Source organism: Methylobacterium goesingense, assembly GCF_022179225.1.
In the GTDB taxonomy this organism is placed as follows: Bacteria; Pseudomonadota; Alphaproteobacteria; order Rhizobiales; family Beijerinckiaceae; genus Methylobacterium; species Methylobacterium goesingense.
Map to the genome: position 1 here is coordinate 10,775 of NZ_BPQL01000037.1, position 18,447 is coordinate 29,221.

The window sequence follows — 18,447 nt, forward strand, 5'->3', positions numbered from 1 at the left end:
CCCGCGTCGGATCGAAGGGTTCAGGAGGGCCCGGAGGCCGAGGCGTCAGACGACGGTGACGTTCACCGGGCCGCGCGGGATCGAGGCGTTGGGCGGCGCATCATCATCGAGCGCCACGACGAAGACGCTGTACGGGCCGGGGTCGAGGTCGAGGTCGAGCGAGAGGCCGACGTTCGGCCCGCTGGCGATGGGATCGCCGTAGGGCGCCGCGGTCGAGAACGCCGCCGAGGTGCCGGTCGCCACGTAGACCTGCGAGGCTGCGTTGTCGGCGCTGGCGCTGCTCGTCCAAGACGCCCGGGCGCCGCCGGCCTGCGCGGTGATCGTCAGCCCCTCGGGGGCGACCGGGCCGATGGGGTCGGTCGCGGCCACCACGTGAGTCATCAGGGCCGTGAGTTCGCCGAGCGTGCCGAGCGCCGAGATCCCGCGCGCCTGGAACTCGATCTGGTTGCCCTTGGCGTAGCCGGGCAGGAGCACGGCGCCGCTGCCGGCGTCCGCCGTGGTAGTCGTCCAGGCCGTCGCGCCGAGAAGACGGTGCCGGACGGCATAGGAGACCACCGTGACGGTGCCGGAGGGGTTCGGCTGGAGCGACACGACGACGGGATAGGGCACGGCGTCGGTAGCGGCCGCCGCAGCCTCGCGGCCCGAAGCCACGCCGGTGACGATCGGGGCCACGGGGGCGTCGGTGTTGGCCTGCGCCTCTGCGCCGGCGCGCCCGGACCAGGGCGGTGGCGCCTCGGCGTCGACCATCTGCTCGATCTGCGGGGCGTGATCCACCAGCGTCAGCCGGGCGGTGAAGTTCTCCATCGCCTCGACGCCCTTCACGGTGCAGGCGAAGGATTCCAACGAGGCCGGGCCGAAGAACGCGAGGTTTTCGACCTCGGGCAGATCCCCGGTGCCGGTCAGGCTGAAGGCGTGGGTCTCGCCGTAGCCTGTAACGGTGCGCAGGAGGCTCGCCCCGTCGGCGCGCCGGAAGCGGCAGGCGTAGGCCTGGCCGGACACAAAGGTCACGGCCTCGTCGAGGTAGACTAGCCCATCACGGACGCCCGTGACCCGGGCCGCGACCATCGTCCGGTCGAGGACGTCGTGGCTCAGCTGCGCCCGGTCCCCGCGCGTGACGACCAGCGCCTCGAAGTCCTGATTTGCCGTGTAGGTGTCGGGCCGGTGGATGAGCTCGTACTGCCGGCGGCGCGTCTCCCGCCAGACCATGTCCGGGTTCGTGTGCCCCGGCAGGTCCAGCTTCTCGACCACCTTCGGATCGCCCGAGAAGCCCGGAAACGGCACGATGCGGTCCGCCTTGGCGTAGCCGTTCGTCTCGTCGAGGAACGAGACCCGGAAGGCGTCGGGGAACTTCGAAAACGCCCGCTCGCCCTGGAAGCCCCAGGAGTTGCGCGGGCTGATATGCGCCGTGACGGTATCGATGATCCGGTCGATGACCACGCCCCAGCGCTCGCCGGTGTCGTGCGGGCTGGCGCGGCCGGCGGCTGCGATGTCCGAGATGACGTCGAGGACGGACGCCTCGTAGTCGTGGACCCGGTTGTAGGTCAGCCCCTTGGCGACACAGAACGCGTGCCAGTCCGCCAAGTCGGCGACCTCGTCCAGACCGAACGGGTAGCGCATGGCCGGGCCGGTCAGCACGTGCCGGAACAGCGAGGCCGGGTTCTGGGTCTCGCGCGTGATCCAGGCCTGCGAGACCGCATCCCAATCCGGGCAGATGCAGAACAGGTCTGCGTTGAGCTCGTCCAGCGTGCCGTTCAGCTGCCCAGAGGCGCGGATGCGGACTGCGGCGAGCGCCAGTGGCTGATCGAAGTTGATGATGTACTCGGGTCGGAACGAGCGCATGGCCGACCAGGAAGACCGCGAGATGCGCTGCGTCGATGCCTTCGACTGGTCGTCGGGCTGGTCGCCCGTGGTCCGGGTGACCTCGATCTCGTAGCGGCCGCGCGTCGGGAAGCTCAAAGGGAAGGTGCGGGTCAGCGGCTTGCCGCTGTTCTTGTTCGTGACCGAGACCGTGGTGGTGGTCCAGTCGTCGGTGCCGGCGCGCCGGTAGCGGATCTGGTGATCCACCGTCACGTTGACCGTGCCGCCGTCCTTCTTGAAGCCGCCGAGGCCGCCGGGGAATGTGATGTCGATGGAGGCACTGGCGGCGTCGGGCGCGGTGAAGCGCGACTGTGGGCCGCCGGTGGGTCCAGAGTTCTTGATCTCGATCGAGAGCGACACCTCCACGACCTGCCGCGGATAGAGGGCTAGGCGCTCGTCGCCCGGGCGGCCCTCGCGCAGTTCCATCTGCACGTCCTTGAACCGCTCGATCGGCGTCTCGCCGATGCGGACGTTGCGGATCGCCAGGGGGCCGTACCCGAAGCAGAACGCAGCCGTGACATACCGGTCGTCGCCGATGGCCTCGGTGAAGGGCAGCGCGGCGTAGACCGGGGCGTAGCGGTGGAAGCCCAGGATGGACGGCACGACACCGTCCGGGGTCGCCTGGTTGCGCAGGCCCTGGATGGCGTAGGTCGGGGCGTCCTGGCCCTTGTTGCGGACCGGGATCAGCGCGTTGATGAGGAGCGTGCCGGCGATGAGGGCCGAGCCGGTGATGGCCGCCGACAGCGCCGAGGTGAGGCCGCCCGTGACCGACCCACCGATGCCGAGGAGTGAACCGGCCAGCGCGGGCGCGTAGAACTGCCCGAGGGCGAGCGCGCCAACCGTCACCGCGATGGTGAGCACGTTGCGCAGGATGTCGTCGCCGGGGACCACACGGATGACGATCTGCGTGCCGGCCTTGGGCCGCACGGCGTGCCAGAGGCCCGGCAGGATGACGTGCTCGCCGACGAAGACCCGCAGGCGCTCGCGAACCGCGCCGGCCGCCTGCGGCAGCACCCGCGCGATGATCTCGGCGATGGTCGAGCCCGGCAGCGCCCGCGCCTCGATGCGCCCAAAGGTCGGGTCGAGATGCGGCAGCGCCAGGACGGCGATGTCAGAGACCAAGGGGGCGCTCCATCAGGTCCGCATGCCGGTAGATGCCGGCCAGCCGGTGCGCCCAGCGCCCGGAGCGATAGTCTACGATGGCGCTTTCCTGATCGTGGGTGATGTGGAGCATGCGCCCGCGCCCGCAGATGAGCCCGACGTGGGTGTCCATGCCTGCGCGCCGGAAGATCGCCACGTCGAGGTTGCGCTCCTGACCCGGCAGCACGAGGTTCCACGGCCACGCGCTCGTCGCGCCGTCGATGATGGCCGCGATCTCCGCACGCTCGGACGAGGTGGCGAAGGCCTCAGCGTAGGTCGGCAGCGTGATGCCGGCGATTTCGCGATAGAGCAGCACGCCGAGGCCCCAGCAGGAGACGCCCTCGCGGGTGTCGCCTTTCTCGCGCCAGGGCAGGCCGATGTAGGGGACGGACCAGTGCGTCATGCCGCGAACAGCCCCGGGAATCGGCTCACCGTCATCCGTCCGGCCGGCCAGGGCTCGGCGGTCAGCGGCTCGGCCGAGATATCGAGCGAGACCTGCGCGGCATCGTAGGAGCCCCGGACGCTACGCAGGTTCGTGTAGCGGGCCTCGACGATGTCCGGGCTCCCGGCCAGCACCACGACATAGTCGACGCTGGCGTAGGTCCCGGGCGTGATGGACCGGATGGCCTTGGCCATGTCCGCATCCACGTTCTCGAAGGCCAGGGTGGTCTTCGGCGGGCTGTCCTTTTCGTCGTCGGGAAGGACCGTGCCCATCAGAACGAAGTCGTAGACCTGTCCCTGGTGGCGGGTGCCGTACTTCAGCGGGTCCGCCGAGATGCGCTCGGTCGGGTCGCTGGACAGGTAGGCCGGGGCCGACAGGCTTGGATGCCGGACGGTGACCAGCACCACCGGGATCTGGTCCGTCTGTTCGGCGTTCGCCGAGGCCCGGACCGTGAGGGAGACGAGGCGTCCCATCAGGGCATCACCATAAGGGGGAAGGCGGCGGTGTAGGTCATCCCGCGGTTGCGGGTCGTGAAGACCGGCGGCCCCTCGCCGATCATGACCAGCCACCAAGCGCTGATGAGCAGGGGCTGCCCGGCGTCGTCGAGCAGTTGCAGCCCGTCATCCGTCAGCATGGCGAGCCCATCCTTGGTCTGGTCCTGGATGAGGAACGGCAGCGCCCCTCTAGCGATCTCCTCGATCCAGAAGCGCTCGAGACGTGCTTTCTGGTCGGGGTCGACCTTGAAGGCGACGGCGAGAGGCTTCGGCGCCGAAGAGAACCGGAGACGAGACTTGCCCATCCCGGTCTCGGTCGAGGTCCGAAGGCGTCCGTCGGCCAGGGTCTCGCTGAAGCTATCGGCGAGCACCCGTTGCGGGAGGTCGGCAGGCCAAGTGGGGATCACGTGGATGCGAGCCTGCGCTGGTTGAGGGCCGCCTGACCCTGCGGGCTGCGGATGCCCTTGGCGGTCACCTCAGCGAAGGTGACCTCGGGCCGCCGGCCGCCTTTCTGGTCATCCACCATGCGCGTCTGGGCGACGTAGCCGGGTGGGCTGACGACGTTCAGAGCGAGCACTGGCGCCGGCTGATTGAAGTTGGCGGCCGCAACAGGCTGGAAGCGCGGGCCGCGCAACTCGACCGGGATGGCCCGGCCGCGCGACAGGGGCACCGCCGCCTCCGGTCCGGCCTCGCCGAAGATCGACGGGCCGTCGCTGACGCCACCCTCGGCGAACTTCGGCAGGGTGGCCGAACCGAACAGGCTGGCGAGCCCGGAGAGGAAGCCGCCACCACCATCCTTTCCGCCGCCGCCGGAGAACAGCCCGGAGATGATCCGATCCGATGCGGTGCTGAGGAGCTTGTCCGCCAAGCGGTTGGTGATGTTGCCCAGCAGCGTCGCGGCGCTCACGCCCTGGCGCAGGTCCGACAGCATGCCGCTGAAGACGCCGCTGGCGAGGTCCCGCGTTTGCCGGAGGTTGTCGTTCAGCCGCAGCGCGCCAGCCTCAGCCGAGTCCATGCCGAGGCCAGTGCCGCGCAGGCGAGAGGCGACGCCCTGCTCCTGCGAGGTCCGGTCGATCTGCGAGCGGTCGAACAGGATGTCCCGGCCGATCCGGCTGTTCTCGAGGCCGGCCTGCGCCTTCCCGTAGTCGTTGGCCGTCTCGATGAGGACCTTGCGCTGAGCCTCCAATTCCGGCGTGAGCTGAGAGGCCGAGGCCTTAATCAGGTCCTGCGCAGTCGCGAACGTACGCCCCAGGGCGCCGCCGCGCTGCAGATCGTCGTTCAGCAATTCTTGGATCTTCTGCCTGCGCGCCTCCGCCTCGGTGGTCTGGTCGGTAAGAGTGATCTGCGTGCGGAGGCCGGCCACTTCGCGTTCCGAAGCCCGGACGGCGGGGGCGTTCTTGTTGATGACGCGGTCGGCATAGTCGATGACGCTGCCAACCGTCCGGCCGCCGCCTACGATGGTCGGGTTCGCCTTAGCCGCATCTGCACCGAGGACCGACACGGCGCTTGCGCTACGATCGGCGCGCAACAGGTCGGCAGCGCCCTGAGCGCCCGCGAAGTGCGAGAGGTAGAGGTTTCGGTCCGTTGTCGCGAGACCCGCTTTTTCAAGCGCTCGCGCGTTCTGCTCAGTGAATACGCGCAACAGCTCGACGCTGTCCCCGCGATCCGTCCGACGAGCCAGGATCTCGTCGCGCGACATGCCGGCGGCACGCTCAGGGAAGCGCTCCTTGAATAGGCCGAGCCACGTGCGCTCGATGAACTGGCCGAGGCCTGTCGCCGTCGAGAGCGGGTTCTTCGCATCTGTCTTGCCGCCACTCTCCACGCCAATAGCGCGCTCCATGTAGGAGTTGACGTTCTGCGAGCGTGACGCGCGGGACTCGGTCTCCTTCTTCATGGTGCTGATGTCGGTCTCGAGGACCTTCGTCAGCCCCTCGCGCTCAGCGATGACGCGCAGCGCCACCTCACGCGCTGCGACTATGGATTGGAGCTCTCGCGGGTCCAGGTTCGGGTCAGCAAGACGGTCATTGAAAGGCTTGGCGATGCTCTTGCGCGTGGCCGCCGGGTCGATGCTGCGCCTGCGAAGCTCCTCCTCATATTGGAAGCGGCGTTCCGCGATCTGCCGCTCAACTGGATTGGCATCCTCAGTGGCCAAACGGCTACGAAGGCCTGACTGCCGCGCAGCTGCTGCGATGGCCGGGTCGCCGAACTTCTCGATGTCCTCGCGCATGTTGTGCGCCGCGACGCTCAGGCGCTCAAACGCCGTCTGCGTCTGTGCGAGCAGTATGGGGTCGAGGCCGAAGCGGATCGGGTCCGAGATGTTTTTGCGCAGCCTCTCCACGCGGCTCTGCATCTGGTCGAACGCGGCGCCGGCCGGGTCCAACTGTCGAACGATATCGCCGATCTCGCGGGAGTTCTGAGCAGCGGAAGCCTGTGTCGCCCGGCGAGAGCGCTCATCCTGCTGGCGCAGAAGGGCGTCCAGGGCCGCGCGGTCCTTGACGGGATCCTGCCCAAACAGGCCGCCCGCCACCCGGCCGATGCCGCTCTGCTGCAACGCCTCGGATTCCGCGAGAACCTTGCGGGCCGCGGCGATGCGGTCCTCGAGGCTGCCACCGGTGACCACCCGGTCGATGTGCTGCCCAAGGCGATCCCAGGCGTCGCCGATAGAGCCCGTCACCGTCTCGGTTACGCGGCCCCAGGCGCTCGTCGTCTCCGAAGCCTTGGTCAGGCTGCCCGCATAGGCGTCGAAGAGGATGCGCTGCGCACCGAGCCGGTCGCCCTGCTCCTGCAAGCGACGGATCGTCTGCGCTGTGCGGTCGTCGAGGAAGCCTAGGCGCTCATTAAGGAGGTCCGCGCCCTTCGTCGGGTCCGCGAAGGCTTTGGCGAGTTCCTGCGAGGCCTCCGGCGCATCCTGGCCGGTCGTCTTCGCGTAGTCCTTGAGGCTGCCGACGAGCTTAGCGACCATGTCGCCGCCGATGCGTCCGGTCGAGGCCAGTTCGGCGCCGGCCTCACGGGCGGCCCGGGTGCCGATGCCCGTCGCGTCCGCTGCGGCTCGTGCGTAGGTGTTGATTTGCTCGGCCGTGACGCCAGACGCCCGGCCCACGCCAGACAACATGCGCTCGGTCTCGCGCATCGAGTTCTGGTAGGACAGCAGGGCAGCGGCGCCGACGCCGGCCGCCAAGGTGACAGCGCCGAACGCCGCGCCGCCGACGCCGATGCGGGTGAACAGCCGCCCGACCGCCTCGGTGGCCTGCGTCGCGGCACCCTTGATCGATGCGCCGCCTGAACCGGCGAACACCTGCGCGATCTGCGGCCCCTGTTGGAGCGCGATCATGCTCAGGGGGCTGCCGCTGCCGAGCTGAGCAACGATGTCGCCGCCCTGGTAGAGGAGGTTCTGAGCCTGATCCTGACGCAGGCGCCCGTTCTCGTTGGCTGACGCCACCGCAGGCGTCACCCCGATTGAGCCGAGCCGCTGGCTTGCCGCTAGGTTGGCCGCACGGGTGCTGGCCTGCGACTGGATGGCCGCCAGTTGGGCGCTGCCCTGGGCCTGGAGGGCCTGAAAGCCGGCAGCCATGCTCTTCTGCGCGTTGCCGACGCGGCGCGCGGCATCCTCCGCAGCCACGGCCTGCGACTCGAACACGCTGGCCGAGGCGCGCGCGGCGCCGGCCGCCGGCGGGCTGATGCCGAGCAGGTTGTTGATGTTCGCCTGCGCCCGCGACTGCGCTTCAGCCTCACGCGCAGCCTGCGCCATCTTCTGGTAGCGCGCGGTCTGGCGGTCGACGGCAACGCCGGAGGCATCCGCTGCGGCGGCGACGCCCTGGAAGGCGGCCTGCCCAGACTGAGCGACGCTATCGAGTTCGCGCCGGATCTCCGGCCCACCCTCGACACCGAGGCGGATCGCGATGTTAGTCGGCATTCTCGCTCTCCTCTCGGTAGGCCTTCACGATGACGGCTTCGACGGACGGCAGCACGTCGGCGAGGAGCGCGGTGCGCGCGCCCATGGCGTCGGCGAGGAGCAGGACGGCGGTGAAGTCGAGGGCGTAGGGCGAACCCATGCCAGCGCGGACCTGGCCGCCGCAGCGCTCAAGCACGGCCCAGGTCACCAGACCTTCGTCGGTCTGGGCTTCATGCGTCAGGTATGGGCACTCGGGGCACTGCTCTCCGCAGGCGTCGCAGTAGCTGGCGCCGCCTCCGAAGTGCCAACGGGCAAGCTCGATGAGACGTTTTGTTCCGCACCCCGCTCCAGGGCGGGGGAGACGTATCGGGCGTCGATCTCGTCGTAGGCGCCCCAGTGATTGAGGAGGGCGTCGATGTTCTCGGGAGTCACCGGCGCCGGCTTGCCCTCGCCGTCCCCCACACCCTCCCACTCCACGATCCCGCGCTGCGCGAGCTCGCGGACCAAGGCGACGTTGGCGCGCACGCCGACGTCCGCCTGATCCTCGCCTCGGTAGACCTTGCCCACGGCTTCGCGGGCGATCAGCATCGATGCGACGGTGATGGGCCGGAACCGGATCCGGACGCCGGGCAGCAGGTCGACCCAATACGGCCCGAGGTCGAGGGAGAGCTTCAGCACGGTTCCGACCTCAGTAGCTGGTGACGTTGTTGGTCAGGGTCACGGTGACCGTCTTGCCGAGGGTCATGTCCTTGGCGGCCTGCCAGGGGAACGTGGCCTGCACGCCGTTCGGGCCGGTGACCGGCGTCTTGGCGCGCGGCAGGTAGACGGCGTGCGCCTTGAAGATGAGGGAGCGGCCGGCATCCGTGACCCAGCCGAAGGTGAGTTCCACGGGGGTGCCGGCGGTGGCCTGGTCGAGCAGCGCGGTGTCGCGGAAGCGCACCGAGATGTTGCCCGACATCATGACCATGCCGGGGTCAGCGTCCTCGATGCGCCCGTCGCCCCGGATGGTCTCCACCTTGTCGAGGTTGTTCGAATAGGTGAAGTCGGCCGAGACGACGGAGCCGAGGTCGACGCCGTCGCGGGTGATCTTGCCCTGGAACGGCGAGAAGCGCTCGACGGAGGCCTCGGCCGGGGTGCCGGCGCCCGTGGCCGTGAGCTTTTTCTCGCCCTGTGCGATGAGGCCGAGCGTGGCGGTGAGCAGGCCGGAGCGCTGCATCTGCACGCGCATCGTGTTGCCGCGGACGCCGTAGTTCTGGCCGTAGCTCGGGACCTCCGGCAGGCCGACCTCGACGGTGCAAGACGGCAGCGTGATGGCGCCCGAGGTGAAGACGTGGATGTTGCCGCCGGCGTCCAGGGTGGTGGTCGGCGCGCCCATGAACAGCTTCAGCCAGTTGCCGAAGTTGCGCAGGTCGATCGGCACGACCACGTCGCCGTCGTTGTTGATGACGTCCTTGGTGGGCGGCAGCGACTCGCGACCGTAGCCCAGGAGGTCGGACTGGATCAGACCCTGCTCCTCGCCGAGGTTCGACGAGACGAAGGGCAGCTTCCGGTAACCCGTCGTCGGCGGGGTGCCGTAGGTCGTCTCGAAGGCAGCCGCCATGATGGCGTTCGCGCCGCGTGCTCGGGCCATGGTGGTCTCCTCGGGTGGGGTCAGTTCAGGGGATCGGTCGTGCCGTAGACGGCGACGATGTTGACGAGGGCATAGCGCGAGGCGGCGGCGCCTTCGGTGGTCAGGCCCTCGGTCTGGGCAGCATGCAACATGAGGTAGTCGCAGAGGCCGCCGAGCGTCCGGTTCGCCGCCACGGCCGCGCCGATCACCATGAGCATGGTGTCGAGGCGGACCTCGGCGGGGAGCGCGCTGCTCTTGTTCGCCGCGACCTCGACCGGGATCTGGTGCTCATAGATCCAGGTCGTCGGGTTCAGCGTGACCTCGGGCTCGCCCGGATCGCCGTCGTCCACGTTGACGTAGCCGCCGACGGGGATGGTCTTCTGCTTCTCTTCGTTCCGGTAGTGCGTCGCCTTGGGCAGCGCGTCCTTCACGAGGGCCGCGACAGCCTGGATCACCCGTTCACGTGTGCTCGGCATCGGGCCATCCGGTCAGTTGCAGATCACGCGGATGGTGACGGCGGTGGAAGGCGCAGGCTCGAAAGGCCCGGCGGTCAGAAGCAGCGTGCCGCGGGAGCGCTTCGCCGCGACCGTGGCCCCGGTGAGGGTCTGCGAGATGACCCCTCCGACCACCATCTGGTCGCCCGACCACGTGGGGATGATGTCGACGTCCGGGGTGGTGGTGCACGCCACCCACGTGAAGGTCGCGACCGGCGCCGTTGTGCTGGCGGTGGACGTGGCCGTGTAGCGCTCGACACGCTTTGGGGCGCCGGCCGCGCCGGCTACGCCTTGGGGGCCTTGGGCACCCGTGGCGCCTTGGGGCCCGGTCTGGCCGGTGGCGCCGACTGCGCCGGCCGGCCCTTGCGCTCCTGTCGCCCCCGCGGGGCCTTGGGCGCCGGTTGCTCCGGTGGGGCCAGCAGGTCCTGCAGGTCCAACGCTGCCCGTGTTGCCTGTGAGGCCGATGGGCCCAGCCGGGCCAGATGCCCCAGCAGCACCCGCATCGCCTTTCGGACCTTGGGGGCCGGTTGCGCCTGCATCACCCTTCGCTCCCGTCAGCCCTTGCGCACCGGCCGGGCCGGTCGCTCCTACAGCACCCTGAGGCCCTGCCGGGCCAGCGACTCCGGTATCCCCCTTCGGACCAGCCGCGCCGTTCGCGCCTGCCGGTCCTGCGACGCCCTGAAGTCCGCGCTCGCCAGCAGGACCGGCCGGGCCCACAGGTCCAGCCACGCCATCTGCGCCTCGAGCGCCAGGAGCGCCGTCTGGGCCACGAAGTCCTGTTGCGCCTGCAGGACCCGCAGGCCCTGCTGCGCCAGCCGGTCCCGTGTTTCCTTGTGGTCCTGGGTCACCCTGTTTCCCTTCGGTGCCCTGCGGCCCCGTAGGACCAACGGGGCCGGCAGGCCCTTGTTCACCCTGCACTCCCGTTGGCCCCATCGGCCCCATGCCTGGAGAAGCCTCGTCCTCCGCGCGTGCGGGCGTGATGGCCAGTGCGAGGCACAGCAGGAGTGCTACGGCGCGCATCAGCTTCCGCCCCCGCCGTAACCGAGCCGGAAGGCGCAGTGCGTGGCGCCCGGGTCCGCCAGGGCCATGATGGAAACGTAACGGATCGAGCCGGACATCGGGTTGGCCGAGCTGCTCAGGATGCGCCCGGACCGGGCCATGAAGTACGTGTCCTCGAACTCGTTCACGACCCCGGTGGGCGAAGTGACGATCTGCACGTTCGGGATCGTCTTCCCGCCCATTGTGACCGGCTGCGTGGCGGCCGGCATGGAAGCGGTCACCGTCGAGATCACAATATCGACGGAGCAGGGATTGATGCCGCGATAGGCCTTGGCGCCTGCAGGCTGCACGATGGCATAGGTCTGCGGCGTAGTGCTGACCGGCAAAGCGAAAGCTTTACCGAGACGCTGAAACGGCACGGTGGCTATCCCACCGCCGGGACCAAACACTTGATTGCCGTCGGCGTCGTAGACCGCGACCGGCTGCAGCGTCACGCTGGTGGGAACGCCCGGGGCGATAGCCGGCGGCGGCTCGGCGCGGGCTGGCCCGGCCAAGAGGATGAGGCCCCAAAATGCCAGGGCGACGCGCGAAGCCATGAAAGCCTCCCTGCCTCAGAGCGTCCATTTCGCGGCGATGGCGCTGGGAACCCGCTCGGCCCACTGTTTGGCGGTCGCCTCAACGTCCAGGCGCTTGCGCAGCTTGGCCTGCCGGACGAGCACGAAGATCACGACGAACTTCCGCCCCGAGGTCGGCCCGGCCTCCTGAATGGCCCGGAACGACTTGCGCCCCTGGTAGCGGGCGGCCTGGCGCCGGTAGAACGCATCCGCCACCAGCACGCCGCCCGATTTCGAGGGCACGAAGCGCAGCTTCACGCCCGTTTCGCGCTCCCAGGCCGCTGGCGTCAGCCCGTTGTTCGTCGAGCCCTTCGTCCGGCGCTTCGAGATCTGCCGAACGCCCGCATCCGGGGTCGGGATCGCGAGATATTTGCCCGTTTTCGTCGTGATGGTGACGCCGCGATCGAAAGCGTCGATCAGCTTGGCCGCATTCGAGTAGAGGTAGGCCGAGGCCTCGGTGCTGTCGCCCGTCTTCGGGAATGTCAGGCCCCGCCAGGTGTTGGAGAGGCGTTTTCCGAGGCCTGCGGCCACGACATCGTCGCGCAGATCCTGTTTCAGGCCCTCGGTGACGTCCCGCATGCCGGCGGTGACCGATTTCGCGACCTGAACCTCCGTCCCGGAGAGCAGCGCGCGCACATCCGGGACCTGCGCGGAGAATTTCATGGGTCGTCGGGGTCGTCGGGAGCCAGAAGCGCGACTTCGCAGGTTCGGACGAGCTTCCGGGCGTCGATTCCCGCCAACCCGATGACCTTGATCGTCTCCCGGATGGCGCCCTCGTCGTCCAGAACGTCCACGACGTCGCCCTCGGCCGGCTCGGCGACCTCGGAGAGGCGGATGTCGAGCAGCATGGCGCTCAGATCGAACTGATTGCCCTGCAGCCCGACGATCCCCTCGGGCGATCGGTAACGGATGCGCACGGGCAGGCCCTCTTCGGCCCCGCCCGCACGCCAGATTGCGTCGCTGCCCAGGTTCAGGTCTTCGAACTGGGCGTCGACCATGGCCTGGAAGGCGTTCACGGCTTGCGCAGCACCGCGATCAGGTCGGCCTTGGTCTTGGCCCTGCTGGTGTCGAGGCCGCGCTCCTTGGCCAGCGCCTCCAGTTCTGCGTTGGTCTTGGCGTCGAGGTCGTCGGCGGGCGGGTCGGGCTCGGGACCCTTCTCGCCGGAGATCGCCCTGCCGTCATCGGCGTCGTTGACCACATCGTGGGTGCCGGCCTGAAGCGCGGTCTGCGCCTCGTCCCAGCCGAGGGTGACGACCTCGCCGTCCTTCTTGCCCTTCTCGCGCAACCGCATGGTCGCCTCCGTCAGTTCGAGGTGGTGCCGCGCACGAGGAGCGCGGGGCGCTTCACGAGCGGGAGCGGGTTCGACTCGGTGTGGATGTCCATGCCCTTGCCGAACTTCTTCGGCTCGAGCGGGGCCACGAACACCTCGGCGTCGGCGCCGGCGGGCGCCTGGTTCACGCTTCCCCAGAAGTCCGGGGGCGCCCAGTAGTTCGTGAAGGTGTCGGTCGTACCGAGCGGGATGAACCGCACGTCGCCGGCCGGGATGAAGCGCTGCGGCACGCTGGTGGTCCCGTCCTCCTGCAGGAAGGACGCGCTGCCGCGGTACTCCTCGAAGGTGATGCCGCCGAACTGGAAGCCCTTGCGGACGTCCTCGCGCAGGATCTGGGGGCCAGACTGGTAGTACTTGAAGGCCTCCTTGACGCTGGCGTGCGTGGTGAACTTGCGGAACCACTCCGGGGAGCAGAGCGCATGAACGGTCGTCATCGTCTCGCCGAGGAGGTTGTCTTCCATGTACCCGGAGACGTCCTGGCACTTGCCAAGCACATCCGTCCCAGGCGTGCCGAGGAGGAAGTCCACGACCTGCTCGGTGACGCCGAACTCCGTGAAGAGGTTGAGCAGCACGCTGCCATCGGAATCGCGGATGATGCCCTTCACGGCCCCCATGCGCAGGTTCTCGAGGGTGATGGCGTGCTTGCGCCGCATCGTGATCAGCTTCCGGTTAAGGAAGCCGAGCACGGTCTCCAGGCCGGCGGCCCCGCCAGAAGTGAGCGCCAGCATGTTCTGCACGTCCGTGGCGAGGACGCTGTCCTCGTGCGGGATGTGCGGAACGGAGAAGGCCTTCGGCTTCTGCCTGCCGCGGGTGCCGAGCGTCGCCGGGCCACCCCGCGGGCGGGTCGGCAGCAGGTTGAGCACGCCGTTCTCGATGAACACGGTGACGGTCGTGGTCGGGATCGGCTCGGGCGTGAACAGGCCGAGCGCGTTGATCCGCCCGTAGGCGTTCGGCACCATCGAGATGTTGCCGGTCAGTGCGGACGCCGCGAAGGCGTCCTGATTGAAGATGTCGAGGATCTCGGGCATCGGTTCAGGCTCCTTCGCGGACGATGATGCCCACCGCCTTCAGCTGGCCGTTGGCCGCTGCGCGCTTCGTCGCATCGTTGATGGTGGATCCGTAGGTGAGGCCGTTGTGGCTCACGAGGGCGTGCCGCGAGACGATCACGGCCCGCTGGTCGGCGCTGGTGGCGTCGACGGAGGTGAACAGGACCGCCACGGCGGTCTGCGAACCGTCGGCGCCGGTGGCCGCAGCCGGAACGTACTTGCCGGTGGCGGTCACCAGGGCGAGGACGGTGCCGGTCTTCAGCTTGCCGGAGCCGGAGGCGATGATGGCGGTGTCGCGGCTGCGGTAGCTGCCGTCCTCCATCTTCAACCAGTCGGAGCCGACCTGAGCGGTTTCGAGCAGGGCCATGATCAGGCGTCCTTCTTCATGCCGGCCCGCTTGAGCTCGCGCTCCATGCTGCTGGCGGATGCGGATGCGCCGGCGTTGCCGAGCGCGGCGGGAACGTGAGAAGAGATCGAGGTCTTCTCCTCACCAGCGACGAGCTTGTCGAAGAGGGCGGCGCGGACATCCGCGACCGTCTTGCCGTCGGCCAGCATCGTGGTGGCTAGGTCCTCGGGGATGCTGCTGTCCTTGCGACGGGCGAGCGTCACGAGGTTTTTGGCCTCGCCCGCAGCCGCGATCCGGGTCTTGGCGTCGTCCACGCTGACGCCCTCGGCCAGGAGGGTGGCGGCCATGCCGGGCACGCCGCCGTCGACGCAGAGCTTGGCGATCTGCGCGGCATCGGCGCGGGCGATCGCCGCGGTGTCGGTGCGCTGGCCCTCGGCCACGAGTGAGACGATCCGGGCGTCGAGGTCCTTCACCTGAGAGGCGGAGACGTCGAAGTCGCGCTGCTCGTCGTCGGTCATCGAGCGGCCGCGCGCGGCGGTCGCCAGTTCGTTCATGCGGTCGGATGCCTTCGCGCGGTCGCGCCGAAGGCCAGCGAGATCGCCGGGCATTCACTTCTCCAGGGATGAGAGGATGGGTGGTGGCGCGGAGCGCCGGGTCCAGGCCTTCGCCGTGGATGGGGTTCGGCTACCGTTGGGCAGCCCGAGCGACCCGCTCGTTCGCGGCCGTCTGGGCCAGCTCGCGGAAGCTGCGGTCGTAGGATTGAACACGGTCGGCCATGCCGGCGGCGACCGCGGCCGCGCCGACCTTCACACCACCCGCGCCGAAGTCGGTGCGGACGCGCGCCGGGGTCGTCTTACGACCGCGGGCGACGTCGGCCACGAACTGGTCCTCAATACCGTCAAGGAGGGAGCGGATCTCGGCCGCGCCTTCCTCGGTCTGCGGGTCCGGGCGCTTGTTCGGGGCGCTGGACGAGACGATCTCGATCGACATGTTTCCCGAGGCGTCGGGCTCGACTTGCTTCGGGATGGCTGCCACGACGCCGATCGAGCCGACGACGCCGGTCTTCTCGGTGACGAGTTCGCCTGCGGCCGAGGCCAGCCAGTAGGCGGCAGAGGCGCAGGTGCCGCTGACATGAGCGAGCACGCGCTTCCGGCCCCGCATGGCGTAGATCTGATCGGCGAGCGCGTTGATGCCGGTGGGCGATCCACCGGGTGAATCCACCATGAGCAGGATGGCGCCGACGTCCGCGCTGTCCCGTGCAAGCTGCAGGTCTCGGGCGAGCATGGCGGCCGAGCAGCCGGTGCCGGACATTTCGGTCATCAGGTTGGCGCGCGGGAAGATCGGGCCAACGATGGGCACGATGGCGACGCCCTCTCGGGTCAGCATGGCGTAGCGCGCGCCGTCCAGGCGCTGCGCAGTCGGGCCGGCGGCGGCTTGCAGGTCGAGGCGGAACCAGTCTTCGCCCTCAGCAGAGCGCCGCCCGGCGCGGCCGTCGCGGTCGAGGCTGGCGAGGCTGGCCATGAAGTGCAGGTAGTCGGGTCGGATCGCCCACGGCTCGGCCGTCAGGGCGCGGAGCGCGCTGGTCATTGCTGCCCTTCGGGTGGTGTCGCGGGGTTCGGCTCGGACGGGGCCTCAGGCTGCGTAGTCGGAGCCTTCGCCTTCTGGCGGCCGTCGCTGGAGTAGACGAGGCCCAGAGCGTCGGCCCGATCGTTGTCCGCTCGCTGTTCGGCGTCGAGCGTCTCGGCGTCGTAGCCACCCTCGGCGACCTTACGCGTGCGGGTGGAGAGGCCCGACTGGATCTCGAGGATCTTGCCTTCGACGTCCTGCACCGGGTGGATGTACGGCCATGACGGCGGGATCCAGTTCACCGCGTAGGCGTCCTGCCGGGTCATTCCCTCGGGCAGCTTCAGGGCACCGGAGAGCAGGGCGAGGTCGACCCAGCGTCGGAACACCGGACGGCAGAACTGGAAGACGACGAGGTGGAATTGCCACATCTCGATGGAACGGCGGAAGCTGTTGAGCGCCGCGCGCAGGGTGCGGTCGTTGCCCTGGGCGTAGTCCCCGCTCAGCTCCTCGTAGAGGACACCGGCCGCGACCGCGACGCCGCGTAGCGACTGGCGTACGAACATGTCGAAGTTCGGCCCGACGTCCTTTGGGTCGCTGAAGGTGACCTCCTCTCCCTCGGCCAGCACTTGGAGGGTGGCTGGCTCAAGGTCGAGGACAGCGCCTCCGTCATCCTCCGCCGGATCGGTCCCAAGCACGCCGCTGCCTGGGCCGGAATCGAGATCGTCCTGGATCTTCTTCGTGATGAAGCCGAGGAAACGCGCGGCGTTCTTCTTCCGAACGAGCTCCGCGTCGAGGTAGCCGTCGAGGTCGTAGAGCGTGCGCAGCGCTCGGGCCAACCAGGGCTCGCCGCGGTCCTGCCCGGGGCGCATCGCGCGGTAGAGGTGACAGACGTCGGTGGCCGGCACCAACGCCTCCTCGATACCAGCCGGTGTCAGGATGCCGTCGCCCGGATGCTCCCGGTAGAGGTAATACCCGGTGCGCCGCCCGATGGCGTTGTACTGGATGCCCTGCCGAATGTTGTTCGCAGCATCGGTCTTGAGATGAGGGCAGTGATCGCCTTCGAGAAGCTGAAGCTGCAACGGAACGGTCAGGCCGTCCTCGGGGCGGCGCGTACGCAGACGGGTGAAGGTCTCGCCGCCCTCGACCATGCCGCGCACGGCCAGAGCCTGCAGGCCGTAATAGTCGTGGGCGCCGATGGCGTCGGCCTCGTCTGTCCAGGCCAAGTGCAGCCGCTGAAGCTCGGCGCGGAACGCCGCATCCTCCTTCTTCCGTTGGGCGGCGGCTTCCTCGGACAGCCCCTCGACGGAACGCGCCGCGATTGAGCGGGGCGCGATGCCGGTGCCGATGATGTTCGAGACGAGCTTGTCGACGACTGCGCCGGCGTAAGGATTCTTGCGGGTCTGGTCCCGCGACTTCCGGCGCAACTCGTCGAGCGCGTACGTAATCGCGGTGTTCGGGCCATAGCTGCCGACACGCCAAGTACGTGAGCGGCGGCCGGAGCCGTTGGCGACATCGTAGGGTCCGGTCTCAGCTGCCGCGGCGCCGAACCCGGTGCCGCCACTGAGATCCATGGCCATCGGCTGGATCGGGCCGCCCCCCTTCAGGCTGATGCGGACGTCGCGATATGCGTTCACGCTACCATCCGCTGCGGCTGGTCACGACGACCTGACGGGTTCGCCGAATCGGTGCGGCCGCGATCGTTGCCGCGAGAGCGTTGATGCGGCCGACGAGATCCGACCGAGCGGCCCGCATCTCGGCGTAGGACCGGTACGTTGCACGCCCGATGCCGTCGCCACCCTCGATGGTGAGGATGCCGCTGGCCATATGCTGATCCAGCTTGGCCAGCTGCACCCGCATCTTCGCGAGATCGAGTTCCGGGGTCGTGGCCATGGTCACCTCGTCCGGCTTCGGACCTTGCTGCGGCGGCTGCCGGCGCGCTGAAGATTGCGGGCGGCGAGCGATCCCGCCGCGACCGTCGCCTCCGGCACGCCCTCATCCAGGGCGATGGCCGGGCGGGTGCGCTCGATGCCCAGAGCACCCTCGATGTCGCGCCAGTGGACCTCACGCCAGCGGTCCCAGCCGCGCATGGCAGCGAGCCCACGGGCATAGTTCGCGCAGTCCAGCACCTCGTTGCGCCGTCCGCCGATCGGAACCCACTCGCGCCGGGTTCGGCCCCGCTTCACGGCAGTGACCAGCTCCTCGGCGGTCAGCTGCTTGACCTGATCCTCGGTGACGTCGTCCGGGAGGTGGACGAAGCCGGCTGGGAAGGGCTTGCCCTCGGGCGGGCGGTGGAGCGCCAGGCACCCCATGAGTTCCTGCTTGGCGAACGAAGCGCCGATTCGAATCGTCTTCAGGCCGCGGCGCAGCTTCTTGCCTGCCGGGGTCGCGTCCTTGGCGCCCACGCCGAGGAATGCCGCCGCGTAGCTGTCCTGGCCGTCGACCGCGTGAACGGCGCGCCCGGCCTGGGTCCGGACGAAGGCGTAGACCTCGGCGGTGAAGCCGCTGGAATCCACGCCCCAATCGCGAACGCGCATGTCGGCGCCGCTCTCGTGCTCCCATGTCTCGTCGAACATGGCCTCGAGGTCTTTCCAGACCTGGGCCCGAACCGTGTCACCGGG

General features: G+C 69.1%; 22 protein-coding genes. 1 reads left to right on the top strand and 21 read right to left on the bottom strand.

Annotation, left to right across the window (positions count from 1 at the left end; all coding sequences use genetic code 11):
• Positions 1 to 45: 45 nt before the first annotated feature.
• The 9 genes from gpJ to MFF30_RS07965 are packed head-to-tail and all read right to left on the bottom strand — an operon-like array spanning position 46 to position 9,910.
• Entirely contained in the window at positions 46 to 2,979 is a 2,934-nt protein-coding gene (gene gpJ / locus MFF30_RS07925; protein ID WP_238278497.1) for a TipJ family phage tail tip protein, read from the bottom strand.
• Positions 2,969 to 3,400: an NlpC/P60 family protein gene (locus MFF30_RS07930; RefSeq protein ID WP_238278499.1), complete on the bottom strand. Its 432-nt coding sequence runs from the start codon at positions 3,398 to 3,400 to the stop codon at positions 2,969 to 2,971. Before MFF30_RS07930 ends, gpJ begins: the two co-directional genes overlap by 11 nt.
• On the bottom strand, positions 3,397 to 3,912 hold the full coding sequence (locus tag MFF30_RS07935; protein ID WP_238278501.1) for a DUF1833 family protein: 516 nt from the start codon (positions 3,910 to 3,912) through the stop codon (positions 3,397 to 3,399). Before MFF30_RS07935 ends, MFF30_RS07930 begins: the two co-directional genes overlap by 4 nt.
• Positions 3,912 to 4,340 carry a hypothetical protein gene (locus MFF30_RS07940; protein WP_238278503.1) on the bottom strand — a complete coding sequence of 143 codons (429 nt, stop codon included), beginning with the start codon at positions 4,338 to 4,340 and terminating at the stop codon, positions 3,912 to 3,914. Before MFF30_RS07940 ends, MFF30_RS07935 begins: the two co-directional genes overlap by 1 nt.
• Positions 4,337 to 7,846, bottom strand: a complete 3,510-nt coding sequence (locus tag MFF30_RS07945) for a phage tail length tape measure family protein (RefSeq protein ID WP_238278505.1) — start codon at positions 7,844 to 7,846, stop codon at positions 4,337 to 4,339. Before MFF30_RS07945 ends, MFF30_RS07940 begins: the two co-directional genes overlap by 4 nt.
• The gene (locus MFF30_RS07950; protein WP_238278508.1) at positions 7,836 to 8,033 is read right to left on the bottom strand and encodes a DUF7697 family protein; all 198 of its coding nucleotides are present in this window, start codon (positions 8,031 to 8,033) and stop codon (positions 7,836 to 7,838) included. The genes MFF30_RS07945 and MFF30_RS07950 overlap by 11 nt, the downstream gene beginning before the upstream one ends.
• Positions 8,034 to 8,062: 29 nt before the next feature.
• Positions 8,063 to 8,503, bottom strand: coding sequence for a phage-derived protein YdaY family protein (locus MFF30_RS07955; protein WP_238278510.1), 441 nt, complete (start codon positions 8,501 to 8,503; stop codon positions 8,063 to 8,065).
• Between the two features lie 10 nt (positions 8,504 to 8,513).
• Positions 8,514 to 9,455 carry a phage tail tube protein gene (locus MFF30_RS07960; RefSeq protein WP_238278512.1) on the bottom strand — a complete coding sequence of 314 codons (942 nt, stop codon included), beginning with the start codon at positions 9,453 to 9,455 and terminating at the stop codon, positions 8,514 to 8,516.
• Between the two features lie 20 nt (positions 9,456 to 9,475).
• Positions 9,476 to 9,910 (bottom strand): hypothetical protein, encoded by a 435-nt coding sequence (locus MFF30_RS07965; protein ID WP_238278514.1) that lies wholly within the window; start codon positions 9,908 to 9,910, stop codon positions 9,476 to 9,478.
• Between the two features lie 136 nt (positions 9,911 to 10,046).
• Here MFF30_RS07965 and MFF30_RS25945 point away from each other — a divergent pair, with 136 nt between their 5' ends.
• The gene (locus MFF30_RS25945; protein WP_283205877.1) at positions 10,047 to 10,178 is read left to right on the top strand and encodes a hypothetical protein; all 132 of its coding nucleotides are present in this window, start codon (positions 10,047 to 10,049) and stop codon (positions 10,176 to 10,178) included.
• A 337-nt stretch (positions 10,179 to 10,515) separates the two neighbouring features.
• Here the strand turns inward: MFF30_RS25945 and MFF30_RS07970 are convergent, their stop codons facing one another.
• The 12 genes from MFF30_RS07970 to MFF30_RS08025 form a co-directional block, all read right to left on the bottom strand.
• On the bottom strand, positions 10,516 to 10,776 hold the full coding sequence (locus tag MFF30_RS07970; protein ID WP_238278516.1) for a hypothetical protein: 261 nt from the start codon (positions 10,774 to 10,776) through the stop codon (positions 10,516 to 10,518).
• Positions 10,777 to 10,947: 171 nt separating this feature from the next.
• A complete protein-coding gene (locus MFF30_RS07975) occupies positions 10,948 to 11,523 on the bottom strand; it encodes a hypothetical protein (protein WP_238278518.1) in 576 nt (191 codons plus the stop codon).
• Between the two features lie 15 nt (positions 11,524 to 11,538).
• A complete protein-coding gene (locus MFF30_RS07980) occupies positions 11,539 to 12,204 on the bottom strand; it encodes a DUF6441 family protein (protein ID WP_238278520.1) in 666 nt (221 codons plus the stop codon).
• Positions 12,201 to 12,557, bottom strand: coding sequence for a head-tail joining protein (locus MFF30_RS07985; RefSeq protein ID WP_238278522.1), 357 nt, complete (start codon positions 12,555 to 12,557; stop codon positions 12,201 to 12,203). Before MFF30_RS07985 ends, MFF30_RS07980 begins: the two co-directional genes overlap by 4 nt.
• Positions 12,554 to 12,832 (bottom strand): hypothetical protein, encoded by a 279-nt coding sequence (locus MFF30_RS07990; protein ID WP_238278524.1) that lies wholly within the window; start codon positions 12,830 to 12,832, stop codon positions 12,554 to 12,556. Before MFF30_RS07990 ends, MFF30_RS07985 begins: the two co-directional genes overlap by 4 nt.
• Positions 12,833 to 12,843: 11 nt before the next feature.
• On the bottom strand, positions 12,844 to 13,899 hold the full coding sequence (locus MFF30_RS07995) for a major capsid protein (protein ID WP_238278526.1): 1,056 nt from the start codon (positions 13,897 to 13,899) through the stop codon (positions 12,844 to 12,846).
• A 4-nt stretch (positions 13,900 to 13,903) separates the two neighbouring features.
• Positions 13,904 to 14,284: a head decoration protein gene (locus MFF30_RS08000; protein WP_238278529.1), complete on the bottom strand. Its 381-nt coding sequence runs from the start codon at positions 14,282 to 14,284 to the stop codon at positions 13,904 to 13,906.
• Positions 14,285 to 14,286: 2 nt separating this feature from the next.
• On the bottom strand, positions 14,287 to 14,871 hold the full coding sequence (locus tag MFF30_RS08005; protein ID WP_238278530.1) for a hypothetical protein: 585 nt from the start codon (positions 14,869 to 14,871) through the stop codon (positions 14,287 to 14,289).
• Positions 14,872 to 14,947: 76 nt separating this feature from the next.
• A complete protein-coding gene (locus MFF30_RS08010; protein ID WP_238278532.1) occupies positions 14,948 to 15,850 on the bottom strand; it encodes a S49 family peptidase in 903 nt (300 codons plus the stop codon).
• Positions 15,847 to 17,406 carry a phage portal protein gene (locus MFF30_RS08015; protein WP_373320866.1) on the bottom strand — a complete coding sequence of 520 codons (1,560 nt, stop codon included), beginning with the start codon at positions 17,404 to 17,406 and terminating at the stop codon, positions 15,847 to 15,849. The genes MFF30_RS08010 and MFF30_RS08015 overlap by 4 nt, the downstream gene beginning before the upstream one ends.
• A 58-nt stretch (positions 17,407 to 17,464) precedes the next feature.
• Positions 17,465 to 17,719: a phage head-tail joining protein gene (locus MFF30_RS08020; RefSeq protein WP_238278534.1), complete on the bottom strand. Its 255-nt coding sequence runs from the start codon at positions 17,717 to 17,719 to the stop codon at positions 17,465 to 17,467.
• Positions 17,720 to 17,721: 2 nt separating this feature from the next.
• Positions 17,722 to 18,447 (bottom strand): terminase gpA endonuclease subunit (locus MFF30_RS08025; RefSeq protein ID WP_238278536.1); only part of this gene is annotated, 726 nt, incomplete at its 5' end.

What these genes read in the sequence shown, in the direction of transcription:
- MFF30_RS07930 (WP_238278499.1), bottom strand. Translation starts at nt 3,400, where the DNA reads ATGACGCACTGGTCCGTCCCCTACATCGGCCTGCCCTGGCGCGAGAAA.
- MFF30_RS07945 (WP_238278505.1), bottom strand. Translation starts at nt 7,846, where the DNA reads ATGCCGACTAACATCGCGATCCGCCTCGGTGTCGAGGGTGGGCCGGAG.
- MFF30_RS25945 (WP_283205877.1), top strand. Translation starts at nt 10,047, where the DNA reads ATGACCCCTCCGACCACCATCTGGTCGCCCGACCACGTGGGGATGATG.
- MFF30_RS07995 (WP_238278526.1), bottom strand. Translation starts at nt 13,899, where the DNA reads ATGCCCGAGATCCTCGACATCTTCAATCAGGACGCCTTCGCGGCGTCC.
- MFF30_RS07935 (WP_238278501.1), bottom strand. Translation starts at nt 3,912, where the DNA reads ATGGGACGCCTCGTCTCCCTCACGGTCCGGGCCTCGGCGAACGCCGAA.
- MFF30_RS08005 (WP_238278530.1), bottom strand. Translation starts at nt 14,871, where the DNA reads ATGCCCGGCGATCTCGCTGGCCTTCGGCGCGACCGCGCGAAGGCATCC.
- MFF30_RS08015 (WP_373320866.1), bottom strand. Translation starts at nt 17,406, where the DNA reads ATGGCCATGGATCTCAGTGGCGGCACCGGGTTCGGCGCCGCGGCAGCT.
- MFF30_RS08010 (WP_238278532.1), bottom strand. Translation starts at nt 15,850, where the DNA reads ATGACCAGCGCGCTCCGCGCCCTGACGGCCGAGCCGTGGGCGATCCGA.
- MFF30_RS08020 (WP_238278534.1), bottom strand. Translation starts at nt 17,719, where the DNA reads ATGGCCACGACCCCGGAACTCGATCTCGCGAAGATGCGGGTGCAGCTG.
- MFF30_RS08000 (WP_238278529.1), bottom strand. Translation starts at nt 14,284, where the DNA reads ATGGCCCTGCTCGAAACCGCTCAGGTCGGCTCCGACTGGTTGAAGATG.
- MFF30_RS07960 (WP_238278512.1), bottom strand. Translation starts at nt 9,455, where the DNA reads ATGGCCCGAGCACGCGGCGCGAACGCCATCATGGCGGCTGCCTTCGAG.
- MFF30_RS07975 (WP_238278518.1), bottom strand. Translation starts at nt 11,523, where the DNA reads ATGGCTTCGCGCGTCGCCCTGGCATTTTGGGGCCTCATCCTCTTGGCC.
- MFF30_RS07990 (WP_238278524.1), bottom strand. Translation starts at nt 12,832, where the DNA reads ATGCGGTTGCGCGAGAAGGGCAAGAAGGACGGCGAGGTCGTCACCCTC.
- MFF30_RS07980 (WP_238278520.1), bottom strand. Translation starts at nt 12,204, where the DNA reads ATGAAATTCTCCGCGCAGGTCCCGGATGTGCGCGCGCTGCTCTCCGGG.
- MFF30_RS07965 (WP_238278514.1), bottom strand. Translation starts at nt 9,910, where the DNA reads ATGCCGAGCACACGTGAACGGGTGATCCAGGCTGTCGCGGCCCTCGTG.